This is a genomic window from Burkholderia sp. Bp9099, from assembly GCF_003857805.1.
GTDB lineage: Bacteria > Pseudomonadota > Gammaproteobacteria > Burkholderiales > Burkholderiaceae > Burkholderia.
Map to the genome: position 1 here is coordinate 115,717 of NZ_QTPU01000018.1, position 12,446 is coordinate 128,162.

12 protein-coding genes are annotated in these 12,446 nt (G+C 65.4%); 5 read left to right on the plus strand and 7 right to left on the minus strand.

Features of this window, described 5'->3' with window-relative positions; all coding sequences use genetic code 11:
* Nucleotides 1–3: 3 nt before the first annotated feature.
* From sdhA to DIE17_RS21940, 4 genes are all read right to left on the minus strand, one after another.
* On the minus strand, nucleotides 4–1,779 hold the full coding sequence (sdhA, locus tag DIE17_RS21925) for a succinate dehydrogenase flavoprotein subunit (RefSeq protein WP_044843800.1): 1,776 nt from the start codon (nucleotides 1,777–1,779) through the stop codon (nucleotides 4–6).
* A 3-nt stretch (nucleotides 1,780–1,782) separates the two neighbouring features.
* On the minus strand, nucleotides 1,783–2,151 hold the full coding sequence (gene sdhD / locus DIE17_RS21930) for a succinate dehydrogenase, hydrophobic membrane anchor protein (protein ID WP_006399546.1): 369 nt from the start codon (nucleotides 2,149–2,151) through the stop codon (nucleotides 1,783–1,785).
* Between the two features lie 4 nt (nucleotides 2,152–2,155).
* Nucleotides 2,156–2,572, minus strand: coding sequence for a succinate dehydrogenase, cytochrome b556 subunit (gene sdhC, locus DIE17_RS21935; protein ID WP_012365678.1), 417 nt, complete (start codon nucleotides 2,570–2,572; stop codon nucleotides 2,156–2,158).
* A 170-nt stretch (nucleotides 2,573–2,742) separates the two neighbouring features.
* The gene (locus tag DIE17_RS21940; protein WP_082088449.1) at nucleotides 2,743–3,573 is read right to left on the minus strand and encodes a GntR family transcriptional regulator; all 831 of its coding nucleotides are present in this window, start codon (nucleotides 3,571–3,573) and stop codon (nucleotides 2,743–2,745) included.
* Nucleotides 3,574–3,861: 288 nt separating this feature from the next.
* Here DIE17_RS21940 and DIE17_RS21945 point away from each other — a divergent pair, with 288 nt between their 5' ends.
* From DIE17_RS21945 to acnA, 5 genes are all read left to right on the plus strand, one after another.
* Nucleotides 3,862–4,848, plus strand: coding sequence for a malate dehydrogenase (locus DIE17_RS21945; RefSeq protein WP_044843799.1), 987 nt, complete (start codon nucleotides 3,862–3,864; stop codon nucleotides 4,846–4,848).
* 184 nt (nucleotides 4,849–5,032) lie between these two features.
* Nucleotides 5,033–6,037 (plus strand): CoA ester lyase, encoded by a 1,005-nt coding sequence (locus tag DIE17_RS21950; protein ID WP_124486401.1) that lies wholly within the window; start codon nucleotides 5,033–5,035, stop codon nucleotides 6,035–6,037.
* Between the two features lie 223 nt (nucleotides 6,038–6,260).
* Nucleotides 6,261–6,770, plus strand: coding sequence for a hypothetical protein (locus DIE17_RS21955; RefSeq protein ID WP_044845313.1), 510 nt, complete (start codon nucleotides 6,261–6,263; stop codon nucleotides 6,768–6,770).
* 22 nt (nucleotides 6,771–6,792) lie between these two features.
* A complete protein-coding gene (locus DIE17_RS21960; protein WP_124521921.1) occupies nucleotides 6,793–8,244 on the plus strand; it encodes a bifunctional 2-methylcitrate dehydratase/aconitate hydratase in 1,452 nt (483 codons plus the stop codon).
* 52 nt (nucleotides 8,245–8,296) lie between these two features.
* Complete coding sequence (gene acnA / locus DIE17_RS21965) at nucleotides 8,297–11,014, plus strand: aconitate hydratase AcnA (RefSeq protein ID WP_044845311.1); 2,718 nt, start codon at nucleotides 8,297–8,299, stop codon at nucleotides 11,012–11,014.
* 117 nt (nucleotides 11,015–11,131) lie between these two features.
* On the opposite strand, the gene DIE17_RS21970 is transcribed toward acnA, so the two are convergent.
* From DIE17_RS21970 to DIE17_RS21980, 3 genes are read right to left on the minus strand one after another with little or no spacing between them, the layout of a single operon-like run.
* Nucleotides 11,132–11,569: a DUF1801 domain-containing protein gene (locus DIE17_RS21970; RefSeq protein WP_124921298.1), complete on the minus strand. Its 438-nt coding sequence runs from the start codon at nucleotides 11,567–11,569 to the stop codon at nucleotides 11,132–11,134.
* The gene (locus DIE17_RS21975) at nucleotides 11,566–11,997 is read right to left on the minus strand and encodes an SRPBCC domain-containing protein (RefSeq protein WP_124486404.1); all 432 of its coding nucleotides are present in this window, start codon (nucleotides 11,995–11,997) and stop codon (nucleotides 11,566–11,568) included. Before DIE17_RS21975 ends, DIE17_RS21970 begins: the two co-directional genes overlap by 4 nt.
* Entirely contained in the window at nucleotides 11,997–12,320 is a 324-nt protein-coding gene (locus DIE17_RS21980; RefSeq protein WP_124646432.1) for a helix-turn-helix transcriptional regulator, read from the minus strand. The genes DIE17_RS21975 and DIE17_RS21980 overlap by 1 nt, the downstream gene beginning before the upstream one ends.
* Nucleotides 12,321–12,446: the final 126 nt, after the last annotated feature.

Below are 12,446 nucleotides of genomic sequence, written 5' to 3' on the forward strand. Positions count from 1 at the left end.
GGCTTAGAACGTGCGCGGCTTCGGCGGCACGGAGTCGACCGTCAGCGGCTTCATTTGAACCGGCTTGTAGTCGAGGCGATCGCCTTCGCTGTACCACAGCGTGTGGCGCAGCCAGTTGTCGTCGTCGCGGTGTTCGTAATCGCTGTGCGCGTGCGCGCCGCGGCTTTCCTTGCGCGCTTCCGCCGACACCATCGTCGCGCGGGCGACTTCGATCAGGTTCTCCAGCTCGAGCGCTTCGACGCGCGCGGTGTTGAACACCTTCGACTTGTCCTTCAGGTGGATGTTTTCCACGCGGGCCTTCAGGCCGGCCATCTGGTCGACGCCTTCCTTCAGCAGCGCCGACGTGCGGAACACGCCTGCGTGCTTCTGCATCGTCGCACGGATGTCGTTCGCGACGTCCTGCGTGTACTCGCCCGAGCTCGACTTGTCGAGCTTGTTCAGACGCGCCAGCGAGAACTCGCCTGCATCGGCCGGCAGCGGCTTGTGTTCCTTCTGGTTCTTCACGTGCTCGACGATGTGGTTGCCGGCCGCACGGCCGAACACCACGAGGTCCAGCAGCGAGTTCGTGCCGAGGCGGTTCGCGCCGTGCACGGACACGCACGAGCACTCGCCCACTGCGTAGAAGCCGTTGACCGGATCCTTGTGGCCGCGCGACGTGCCGACGACCTGACCGTGGATGTTGGTCGGGATGCCGCCCATCTGGTAGTGGATCGTCGGGACGACCGGGATCGGTTCCTTGATCGCGTCGACGTTCGCGAACTTCAGCGCGATTTCGCGGATCGACGGCAGACGCTTCATGATCGTCTCGGCGCCGATGTGCGACAGGTCGAGCAGCACGTGATCCTTGTTCGGACCGACGCCGCGACCTTCCTTGATTTCCTGGTCCATCGAACGCGACACGAAGTCACGCGGCGCCAGGTCCTTCAGCGTCGGTGCGTAGCGTTCCATGAAGCGCTCGCCGTTCGCGTTGCGCAGGATACCGCCTTCGCCGCGCACGCCTTCGGTGATCAGCACGCCCGCGCCGGCCACGCCGGTCGGGTGGAACTGCCAGAACTCCATGTCCTGCAGCGCGATGCCCGAGCGGGCAGCCATGCCGAGGCCGTCGCCGGTGTTGATGAACGCGTTGGTCGATGCCGCGAAGATCCGGCCTGCACCGCCCGTCGCGAACAGCGTCGTCTTGCCTTCCATGATGTAGACGTCGCCCGTCTCCATCTCGAGGGCCGTCACGCCGAGCACGTCGCCGTCCGCGTCGCGGATCAGGTCGAGCGCCATCCATTCGACGAAGAACTGCGTCTTCGCCTCGACGTTCTGCTGGTACAGCGTGTGCAGCAGCGCGTGACCGGTACGGTCGGCGGCCGCGCATGCGCGCTGGACCGGCTTCTCGCCGTAGTTCGCGGTGTGGCCGCCGAACGGACGCTGGTAGATCGTGCCGTCCGCGTTACGGTCGAACGGCATGCCGAAGTGTTCCAGTTCGTACACGACGTTCGGTGCTTCGCGGCACATGAACTCGATCGCGTCCTGGTCGCCGAGCCAGTCGGAACCCTTGATCGTGTCGTAGAAGTGGAAGTGCCAGTTGTCTTCGCTCATGTTGCCGAGCGACGCGCCGATGCCGCCCTGTGCGGCCACCGTGTGCGAACGGGTCGGGAACACCTTCGACAGCACGCCGACCGACAGGCCCGCGCGCGACAGTTGCAGCGCTGCGCGCAAGCCCGAGCCGCCCGCGCCGACGATCACCACGTCGAACTTGCGGCGCGGCAGGGAAGTTTTGATTGCAGCCATTCTTTACACTCTCCAGAGAATCTGCGCGGCGTAGCCCGCACATGCGAGCAGCCAGACGATGGTCAGCGATTGCAGCAGCAGGCGCACACCGACGGGCTTCACGTAGTCCATCCAGATGTCGCGCACGCCGACCCATGCGTGGTAGAAGAGGGAAAGCAGCGTCACGAAAGTCGCGAGCTTCATCCATTGCGCGGAGAAGATCGATGCCCAGCCTTCGTACGAGAAGTCATGCGCGCCGAAGAACAGGACGAGCAGAATGACCGTGTAGACCGCCATGATCGTGGCGGTGACGCGCTGCGCGAGCCAGTCGCGCAGGCCGTAGTGAGCGCCGACGACGAGGCGCTTCGAGCCGATTCGGTTATTGGCTGCCATTTTCTTAGAATGCTCCGAACAGTTTGAGTGCCATGGCGATCGTCAGCGCGATCGAGACGACAAAGACGACGACGGCCGTCCGCTTGCCGCCTTCCTTCGAGACGGCGTCGTGGTTGACGTCCATCAGCAGGTGGCGAATGCCGGCGCAGAAATGGTGGAGGAACGCCCAGGACAGCGCGAGGACGATCAGCTTGACGACAATGTTGGAGAGGAAAGCCTTGAAGACTTCGAAGCTGAGCTCGGAGGTGAGGCTCTGGTCGAAGAGGAACAGCAGGAACGGCAGGAACAGGAACAGCAGCGCGCCGCTGACTCGGTGGAGAATCGACAATATCGCCGCCAGCGGCATGCGATATTTCAAGGTGATGTCGCCGATTCCGATGTTCCGGTATTCCGGCCTCGGCTTTCTTACTGCGTCAGTCATGCTAGACCCCTACTATGTTGTCACACTAATCCGCGATTTTAGCGCCTTTTTATATCGCGCTGCAGCGAAAGTCTGCTCTGGATCATTACGCGAACGGGAATAAAGGCGGCCCGAAACGTGCTACGCGAAAACGGGAAACCCGCGCGCACGCTGCTTGTGCCGATCCGTCGTCAGCTCAAGTCATTCTGATAGTAATACCCGGTTGTGACATACCAGCCGCGCCGCACTTCCACCGGCCGGTCTCCGTATGTATAGGACACGCGCTCGACCGACAGCAACGGAAAACCCGCCGGCACGTGCAGCAGGTCGGCCACCGCCGGCTCCGCCGCCACCGCGCGGATCTTCTCCGTCGCGCGGATCATCCGCGTGCCGAATTCCGTCTCGAACATCGCGTAGAGCGGGCCCTTGTACTCGCTCAGCCGCTCGAACGTCAGCCCGCGGAACATCGCGCCCGGCAGCCAGATCTCGTCGAGCACCGTCACTTCGTTCTCGAATTCCAGCAGGCGACGCACCTGCACGACCGGATCGGCCGGCTTCAGGTCGAGCTGCCGCGCGATCTCGGCCGGCGCGCGCAGGCGCCGGCATTCGAGCAGGCGGCTCACGTGCGGATGCTCGGCGCCGTCGTCGGCCAGCAGCCGCAGGAAGCGGAACTGCGCGCGATCCTCATTGTGCGTCGCAACAAAAGTACCCTTGCCTTGCCGCCGGACCACGAGGTTTTCCGCGGCCAGCTCGTCGATCGCCTTGCGAACGGTGCCCTGGCTGACCTTGTAACGGGCAGCCAGCTCCACCTCGCTCGGGATGATCTCGCCCGGCTTCCATTCACCGGATTCGAGACTTTGCGTGATCAATGACTTGATCTGCTGGTATAACGGACTGAAGGTCGGCGACGGCGAAGCGGCAGGCGCAGGCGCCGGCACGGAATCGCCCGCGCCCGGCTGCCCTGGGCCGCCTGCGCCGGTCGGATTCGCGTTGTTCGCCTGGTTCGATGTCATGGCGCGCATTTCATCACAAACCGCGCTTTTCCGTCCACTCAAATTCCGCAAAACATCTGTCTTATATAAGACATATGATACCGTTTGACTTTGGGTCCATCGGCTCCTACACTCCGGGGCGAGCAAGGGTTCGCGGGTGCAAAATGCGTCCCCGGCTACGTGCCACGGCCGTCTCCAGGTTCACCGCGTCTGCCTTTCGCGAATCCTCCGCCCTGCTTCAATGCAACGCTACGCGTAACGCGCATAGAATGGCGTTTTGCCTAGCGTCCACCGCTTCACCCGTCCTGGAGATTTTCAATGGCTAAGCCCGCAAAGCGCGTTGCCGTCACCGGCGCCGCAGGTCAAATCGCTTACTCCCTGCTGTTCCGCATCGCGAACGGCGACCTGCTCGGCAAGGACCAGCCGGTCATCCTGCAACTGCTCGACCTCCCGCAAGCCCAAGCCGCCGTCAAAGGCGTCGTGATGGAACTCGACGATTGCGCGTTCCCGCTGCTCGCGGGCGTCGTGATCACCGACGATCCGAAGGTTGCATTCAAGGATGCAGACGTCGCGCTGCTGGTCGGTGCACGTCCGCGCTCGAAGGGCATGGAGCGCAAGGACCTGCTGTCGGCGAACGCCGAGATCTTCACGGTCCAGGGCGCTGCGCTGAACGAAGTCGCGAGCCGCGACGTGAAGGTGCTGGTCGTCGGCAACCCGGCGAACACCAACGCGTACATCGCGATGAAGTCGGCACCGGATCTGCCGAAGAAGAACTTCACGGCGATGCTGCGCCTCGACCACAACCGCGCGCTGTCGCAGCTCGCCGCCAAGTCGGGCAAGCCGGTCGCGTCGATCGAGAAGCTCGCCGTGTGGGGCAACCACTCGCCGACGATGTACCCCGACTTCCGCTTCGCGACCGTCGAAGGCGAGTCGCTGCTGAAGCTGATCAACGACGACGTGTGGAACCGCGACACGTTCATCCCGACCGTCGGCAAGCGCGGCGCGGCGATCATCGAAGCGCGCGGCCTGTCGTCGGCGGCGTCGGCAGCCAACGCGGCGATCGACCACGTGCGTGACTGGGTCCTCGGCACGAACGGCAAGTGGGTCACGATGGGCATCCCGTCGGACGGCTCGTACGGCATCCCCGAAGACATCATCTACGGTGTGCCGGTCACGTGCGAAAACGGTGAGTACAAGCGTGTCGAAGGCCTCGAAATCGACGCGTTCTCGCGCGAGAAGATGGACGGCACGCTGGCCGAGCTGCTCGAAGAGCGCGACGGCGTCGCCCACCTGCTGAAGAACTAAGCAGGCTGCATGGCCGGGCCGCCTGCGGGCGGCCCGGCCACGGCACGGGCGGCGGGGCTGCAACCGGCCCCGCCGCCCGATCCGATCCGGGCACGTTTTGCCGCTCCAGGCGCCCCGCGCGCCGGCCCAGAACGTGCCCGAATCCGATTTTCTCCACGTTGCCCGCTTCCTTGACGTAGAAGAGATGTCCGCGCTCACTCCTGCACAAGTGCTGTACGACGGGGCGTCCCCGCCCGCGATCCTGCCCTGCTGCGATCACTACGCGGGCAGCGAGAAGCTGATGCGCAAGTCGCTCGCGCTCCAGGCCGAACTCGGCCCCGTGTTCGACATCACGCTCGACTGCGAGGACGGCGCGGCCGTCGGCCAGGAAGCCGCGCACGCGCAGCTCGTCGCCGAACTCCTCGGCGGCGCCGAGAACCGCTTCGGGCGGGTCGGCGTCCGCATCCACGACTTTTCCCATCCGCACTGGCGCGACGACGTGCGCATCGTGCTGCGCGCCGCGCGCGCGCCGGCCTACGTCACGCTGCCGAAGATCGCGAGCGCCGCCGACGCGGCCGAGATGGTCGCGTTCATCGAAGGCACGCGCCGCGAGCTCGGCCTCGCGCAGCCGATTCCGGTGGATGTGCTGGTCGAGACGCACGGCGCGCTCGCCCAGGCGGCCGCCCTCGCCGCGCTGCCGCTGGTCGGCACGCTGAGCTTCGGGCTGATGGACTTCGTGTCCGCGCATCACGGCGCGATTCCCGATGCGGCGATGCGCTCGCCCGGCCAGTTCGACCACCCGCTCGTGCGCCGCGCGAAGCTGGAAATCGCCGCCGCCTGCCATGCGCACGGCAAGACGCCGTCGCACAACGTGACGACGGAAGTGCGCGACATGGCCGTCGTCGCCGGCGACGCACGCCGCGCGCGCGACGAGTTCGCGTTCACGCGGATGTGGAGCATCCATCCCGCGCAGATCCGCCCGATCGTCGACGCGTTCGCGCCGCGCACCGATGAAGTCGCGCTGGCCGCCGACATCCTGCTGGCAGCGCAGGCCGCCGACTGGGGCCCGACGCGCCACGGCGATACACTGCACGATCGCGCGAGCTACCGCTATTACTGGTCGGTGCTGCGCCGCGCACGGGCGACCGGCCAGCCGGTGCCGGCCGAGGCCGCGCCGCTGTTCGGCCCGGCCGCCGGAGACGCGCGGTGAGCGCGCGCCGACACACGAATTTCATCGAATCACCGGGGCGCGAACCCGAGACGGGTTGGCGAAACGACAAAAAACGTAACGGAGCCCGAAAACCTGATATGAGCGCGGCCAAATAGGTGAAAATAGCGGCCGCTGCGCGCTTCCGGGGCGCGTGCAGTTTCAAACCGGCCGGCGGTGTCAGCTGCCGGCCCTTGTCAACTGATTATCGAAAGGTTCTGACTCCATGAAGAAACTCCTGATCGCTACCGCCATCGGCGCCTTGTCCGCCACGATGCTGGTGTCGGCTCCGAGCGCGTTCGCCCAGGATACGGCGACGACTGCGAAGAAGACGGCCAAGCGCCCGGCGCCGGCCAAGCGCATCGTTCCGCGCAGCAAGAAGGCACAGGCGCGTGCCGCGGCCAAGGTCGATCCGGTACCGGACGGCGCGGCCAAGTGGTCGTGCAAGGACGGCCTGTCGTTCGACCTCGCCGGCGACATGAAGCGTGACCAGGTCGTCACGGTTCACTGGGCGAAGAAGAACTACAAGCTGCCGCGTCAGGCCACGACGACGGGCGCCGACACGTTCTATGATCCGGCAGCAGGCTTCAAGCTGGTCGTGATCCCGAGCAAGGCGATGCTGTTCAGCGACGCGAACGGCGGCGAGCGTCTCGCCGACGAATGCGTGACGCCGGAAATGGCGCAAGGCACGCCGGCTCCGACGCAATCGAACGAGCTGAAGCCGGCAACGAACTAAGCGCGCTCTCCCGAGCTCCTCGATGTCCGCCTCGGTCTCCAACGTCCGCCCCGCTCCGGATACGGTACTCGTCGATATCGTCGACTACGTGCTGAACACCGGCATCGACAGCGCGCTCGCGCTGGAGACGGCGCGTCATTGCCTGATCGACACGCTCGGATGCGGACTCGAGGCGCTGTCCTACCCGGCCTGCACCAAGCTGCTCGGCCCCGTCGTGCCGGGCACGATCGTGCCGAACGGCGCGAAGGTGCCCGGCACGTCCTTCCAGCTCGATCCCGTCCAGGCTGCTTTCGACCTCGGCGCGATGATCCGCTGGCTGGACTTCAACGACACCTGGCTCGCCGCCGAATGGGGTCATCCGTCCGACAACCTCGGCGGGATCCTGGCGACGGCCGACTGGCTGTCCCGCACGGCCGTCGCGGCCGGCAGGAAGCCGCTCGCCATGCGCGACGTGCTCGTCGCGATGATCCAGGCCCACGAGATCCAGGGCTGCCTCGCACTCGAGAATTCATTCAACGCAGTCGGGCTCGACCACGTGCTGCTCGTGAAAGTGGCGTCGACGGCCGTCGTCGGCCGCCTGCTCGGGCTCACGCGCGACGAGCTGATCAACGCGGTATCCAACGCATTCGTCGACGGCCACGCGCTGCGCACCTACCGCCACGCGCCGAACACCGGTTCGCGCAAGTCGTGGGCGGCCGGCGACGCGACGTCCCGCGCGGTGCGCCTCGCGCTGATCGCGAAAACGGGTGAAATGGGCTACCCGTCGGCGCTCACCGCGAAAACCTGGGGCTTCTACGACGTGCTGTTCGACGGCAAGCCGTTCCGCTTCCAGCGCCCGTACGGAACGTACGTGATGGAAAACGTGCTGTTCAAGATCGCGTTCCCCGCCGAATTCCATGCGCAGACGGCGGCCGAGGCCGCGCTGCAGCTGCACGCGCAGCTCGCCGCGGCGGGCCGCACGACCGACGAAATCAGCCGGATCACGATCCGCACGCACGCGGCCGCGATCCGCATCATCGACAAGCAGGGCCCGCTCGCCAATCCGGCCGATCGCGACCACTGCATCCAGTACATGGTCGCCGTGCCGCTGCTGTTCGGCCGGCTGACCGCGGCCGATTACGAAGACGCGGTCGCCGCCGATCCGCGCATCGACGCGCTGCGCGCGAAAACCGTGTGCGTCGAGGATCCGCAGTTCACGAAGGATTACCATGACCCCGCCAAGCGGTCGATCGCGAATGCGCTGACGATCGAATTCGCGGACGGGTCGACGCTTGCCGAAGTAGCGGTCGAATACCCGATCGGCCATCAGCGACGCCGTGCGGACGGCATCCCGCTCCTGGTCGAGAAGTTCCGGACCAACCTCGCCCGCCGTTTCCCGGCAAAGCAGCAACAAGCGATTCTCGACGTGTCGCTGGACCAGGCAAAGCTCGAAGCGATGCCGGTCGATGAGTACGTCGACTTGTATGTGATATAGCCGTCATCTACAGGACTCTTTGTTTCCTAGCCTTAAACCCAGGAAAATCACCATGGCCCACAATCTCCACAAGACCCTCAAGGAATTCGACAGCGGTTCCGGCAAAGGCAAGTTCTACTCGCTGCCGCAGCTCGGCAAGGAACTGAAGACGAAGATCGAGCGCCTCCCGGTGTCGATCCGTATCGTGCTCGAGTCCGTGCTGCGCAACTACGACGGCAAGAAGATCACCGAAGAACACATCGAGCAGCTCGCGAACTGGCAGCCGACCGCGAAGCGCGTCGACGAGATTCCGTTCGTGGTGTCGCGCGTCGTGCTGCAGGACTTCACGGGCGTGCCGCTGCTCGCCGACATCGCGGCCATGCGCGGCGTCGCGGAGCGTTCGGGCAAGAATCCGAAGAAGATCGAGCCGCTGGTCCCGGTCGATCTCGTCGTCGACCACTCGGTGCAGATCGACTACTTCCGCCAGAAGGACGCGCTCGACCTGAACATGAAGCTGGAATTCCAGCGCAACAACGAGCGCTACCAGTTCATGAAGTGGGGCATGCAGGCGTTCGACACGTTCAAGGTCGTGCCGCCGGGCGTCGGCATCGTCCACCAGGTGAACCTCGAATATCTCGCGCGCGGCGTCCACAAGAAGACGGACGGCGGCGACACCGTGTACTACCCGGATACCCTCGTCGGCACGGACAGCCACACGACGATGATCAACGGCATCGGCGTGGTCGGCTGGGGCGTGGGCGGCATCGAGGCCGAAGCCGGCATGCTCGGCCAGCCGGTGTACTTCCTGACGCCGGACGTCGTCGGCGTCGAGCTGAAGGGCAAGCTGCGCGAAGGCGTGACGGCCACCGACCTGGTGCTGACGATCACCGAAATGCTGCGCAAGGAAAAGGTCGTCGGCAAGTTCGTCGAATTCTTCGGCGAAGGCACGAAGTCGCTGTCGCTGCCGGACCGCGCAACGATCGGCAACATGGCGCCGGAATACGGCGCGACGATGGGCTTCTTCCCGGTCGACGAAAAGACCATCGAATACTTCGAAGGCACGGGCCGCACGAAGGCGGAAATCGCCGCGTTCGAGAACTACTTCAAGGCCCAGAAGCTGTTCGGCATTCCGAAGGCGGGCGACATCGACTACACGAAGACGGTCACGCTGGATCTCGCCACGGTCGCCCCGTCGCTGGCCGGCCCGAAGCGCCCGCAGGACCGCATCGAGATCGGCAACGTCAAGTCGACGTTCACCGAGCTGTTCTCGAAGCCGGTCGCGGAAAACGGCTTCGCGAAGAAGGCGGACGACCTGAACGCGCAGTACACGACGAGCAACGGCGTCGACGTGAAGAACGGCGACGTGCTGATCGCCGCGATCACGTCGTGCACGAACACGTCGAACCCGAGTGTGCTGCTGGCTGCCGGCCTGCTCGCGAAGAAGGCCGTCGAAGCCGGCCTGACCGTCGCGCCGCACATCAAGACCTCGCTCGCGCCGGGATCGCGCATCGTCACCGAATACCTGACGAAGACGGGCCTGCTGCCCTACCTCGCGAAGCTCGGCTTCGAAGTCGCCGCCTACGGCTGCACGACCTGTATCGGCAACGCGGGCGACCTGACGCCGGAACTGAACGAAGCGATCACGAAGAACGACATCGTCGCGGCAGCCGTGCTGTCGGGCAACCGTAACTTCGAGGCGCGCATCCACCCGAACATCCGCGCGAACTTCCTCGCGTCGCCGCCGCTGGTCGTCGCCTACGCGATCGCCGGCAACATCACGCGCGACCTGATGACCGAGCCGGTCGGCAAGGGCAAGGACGGCTACGACATCTACCTCGGCGACATCTGGCCGACGAGCGAGGAAATCCACGCGCTGCTCAAGTTCGCGCTCGACCCGAAGAAGTTCGAGGACAACTACTCGAAGCTGACCAAGAAGGGCGACCTCTGGAGCAAGATCGAGGGCGAGACGGGCCAGGTCTACGACTGGCCGAAGTCGACCTACATCGCGGAGCCGCCGTTCTTCGGCAACGACTTCTCGATGGAGCCGGCCGATTCGATCCCGACGGTCAAGGGCGCGCGCGCGCTGGGCATCTTCGGTGACTCGGTCACGACCGACCACATCAGCCCGGCAGGCTCGATCAAGGAAGACTCGCCGGCAGGCAAGTGGCTGAAGGAGAACGGCGTGCAGAAGGCCGACTTCAACAGCTACGGTTCGCGCCGCGGCAACCACGACGTGATGATGCGCGGCACGTTCGCGAACGTCCGGATCAAGAACCTGATGATCCCGGCGAAGGCGGACGGCACGCGTGTCGAAGGCGGCCTGACGATTCACCAGCCGAGCGGCGAACAGCTGTCGATCTACGATGCGGCGATGAAGTACGTCGACGCCGACACGCCGACCGTCGTGTTCGCGGGCGAAGAGTACGGCACGGGCTCGTCGCGCGACTGGGCCGCGAAGGGCACGCAGCTGCTCGGCGTGAAGGCCGTGATCGCACGCAGCTTCGAGCGGATCCACCGCTCGAACCTGGTCGGCATGGGCGTGCTGCCGCTGCAGTTCAAGGGCGCGGACAGCATCCAGTCGCTCGGCATCACCGGCGAAGAGACCTACGACATCGAAGGCCTCGGCGACGACTTCAAGCCGCAGCAGGACGTCACGCTCGTGATTCACCGCAAGAACGGCGAAACGACCCGCGTGCCGGTGCTGCTGCGCATCGATACGCCGATCGAAGTCGATTACTACAAGCACGGCGGTATCCTGCCGTTCGTGCTGCGCTCGCTGCTCGCAGCGTAAGCGCGCGGCTTTTGCAGGTGCCGCAGCCGCCTCGCGGCGGTTGCGGCCGATTTGGAAGCCCGACCTCGTGTCGGGCTTTTTTTGCCTGCGCGGCGGTGTGCCGGCGCCGCCGGTGCGTCATGCGGCCTTGTCGGCGCGCGTCCTGCCGCCTGCGGCCGGCCGCGCGTTCTTCTTCAGGTGCGCGCGGTTGTAGTCGATCGCCGCGCGAACGAGACGCTTCAGCGCCCGTTTGTCGAGCTTGTCGCCTTCGAGGAAATCGATCGCACGGCGCGCATTGCCTTCAAGGCCCGCATTGAACAGCCCGTCGGGATCGGACAGGTGCGCGCCATGCATGAACGTGAGCTTCACCTTGCCCTTGTGCGCGTTCGCGACCGCGATCATCCCGGCGCACGACCACACCGGGCTGCCCATCCATTTCCACTCCTCGACGATGTCCGCTTCGGCGTCGAGGATTGTCTGGCGGAGATCGGCGAACGTCTTGCCGCGCCAGTCGGCAATACCGGCGATCAGCGCGTCGATGCGTTCGGACGGGCTCGGGTCCGATGCCGCGCTCATGAGCGGGCCTCCGTGCCTTCGTCAGGACGGGCCAGCACCTGTTCGAGCGACTCGAAGAACCGCGCCCACCCGTGCTGCGCACCGCGGTACGCCTGCTCCTGATCCGCGCGGAAACCGGCCTGCTCCATCCGCAACAGCGTGCCGACCGGCGTCGGCGTGAGCGTCCAGGTGACGACGCTTTCCAGGCCGTACGCGGCCCACGTGTAGGACAGCACGCGCTGCGGCTCGATCGTCAGCAACGTGCAGTCGACCGAACCCCAGTCCGCGCGGAAGCTGAACGCGCGGCCCGCGACGGGCTCGAAATCGCTCTGCATCAGCCATGCCTCGATCAGATGCGGTTGCGTGAGCGCACGCCAGACCTTCTCCGGCGGATGCGACAGTTCCCGTTCGACGACGACGGTGCGTGTTTCAGTGGTGGCCTGGTTCATTACTGATCCATCCTCTTGAGCAGATCTTCGAGCGCGTCGAACCGGTTCTGCCAGAAGCCTGCCATCTGGCTGGTCCAGTCGATCAACGGAGTCAGCGCTTGCGGCTGCGCGCTGTAGTGCGTCTGCCGGCCTTCGTGACGGTCGCTCACGAGCCCGGCCTGCTTCAGTACCCCCAGATGCTTCGATACCGCCGGCTGCGTCACGCCTGCGTGCGCCGTCAGCGCGGCAACCGTCAGCTCGCCCTCCTCGCACAGCCGCTCGAAGAGCGCGCGGCGGGTCGGATCGGCGAGCGTCCTGAACAGCATGTCGGGAACGTTTTGCATGGCTTGATTCATAACCCGATAGTTATGGATTCAAGAATATCCCCGGATCGACGCACGTCAAGGAGCGATTTCGCAGGAAGCATCAGGCGATCCTGCAGCGGGGCCGTTCGCCGGAACGGACGGAAT

Excerpts from the sequence above, each read along its gene's own strand:
- DIE17_RS21940 (WP_082088449.1), bottom strand. The coding sequence starts at position 3,573 with ATGCGCGCCATGACATCGAACCAGGCGAACAACGCGAATCCGACCGGC.
- sdhD (WP_006399546.1), bottom strand. The coding sequence starts at position 2,151 with ATGGCAGCCAATAACCGAATCGGCTCGAAGCGCCTCGTCGTCGGCGCT.
- acnA (WP_044845311.1), top strand. The coding sequence starts at position 8,297 with ATGGCCCACAATCTCCACAAGACCCTCAAGGAATTCGACAGCGGTTCC.
- DIE17_RS21950 (WP_124486401.1), top strand. The coding sequence starts at position 5,033 with ATGTCCGCGCTCACTCCTGCACAAGTGCTGTACGACGGGGCGTCCCCG.
- sdhA (WP_044843800.1), bottom strand. The coding sequence starts at position 1,779 with ATGGCTGCAATCAAAACTTCCCTGCCGCGCCGCAAGTTCGACGTGGTG.
- DIE17_RS21960 (WP_124521921.1), top strand. The coding sequence starts at position 6,793 with ATGTCCGCCTCGGTCTCCAACGTCCGCCCCGCTCCGGATACGGTACTC.
- DIE17_RS21970 (WP_124921298.1), bottom strand. The coding sequence starts at position 11,569 with ATGAGCGCGGCATCGGACCCGAGCCCGTCCGAACGCATCGACGCGCTG.
- DIE17_RS21975 (WP_124486404.1), bottom strand. The coding sequence starts at position 11,997 with ATGAACCAGGCCACCACTGAAACACGCACCGTCGTCGTCGAACGGGAA.
- DIE17_RS21980 (WP_124646432.1), bottom strand. The coding sequence starts at position 12,320 with ATGCAAAACGTTCCCGACATGCTGTTCAGGACGCTCGCCGATCCGACC.
- DIE17_RS21945 (WP_044843799.1), top strand. The coding sequence starts at position 3,862 with ATGGCTAAGCCCGCAAAGCGCGTTGCCGTCACCGGCGCCGCAGGTCAA.
- sdhC (WP_012365678.1), bottom strand. The coding sequence starts at position 2,572 with ATGACTGACGCAGTAAGAAAGCCGAGGCCGGAATACCGGAACATCGGA.
- DIE17_RS21955 (WP_044845313.1), top strand. The coding sequence starts at position 6,261 with ATGAAGAAACTCCTGATCGCTACCGCCATCGGCGCCTTGTCCGCCACG.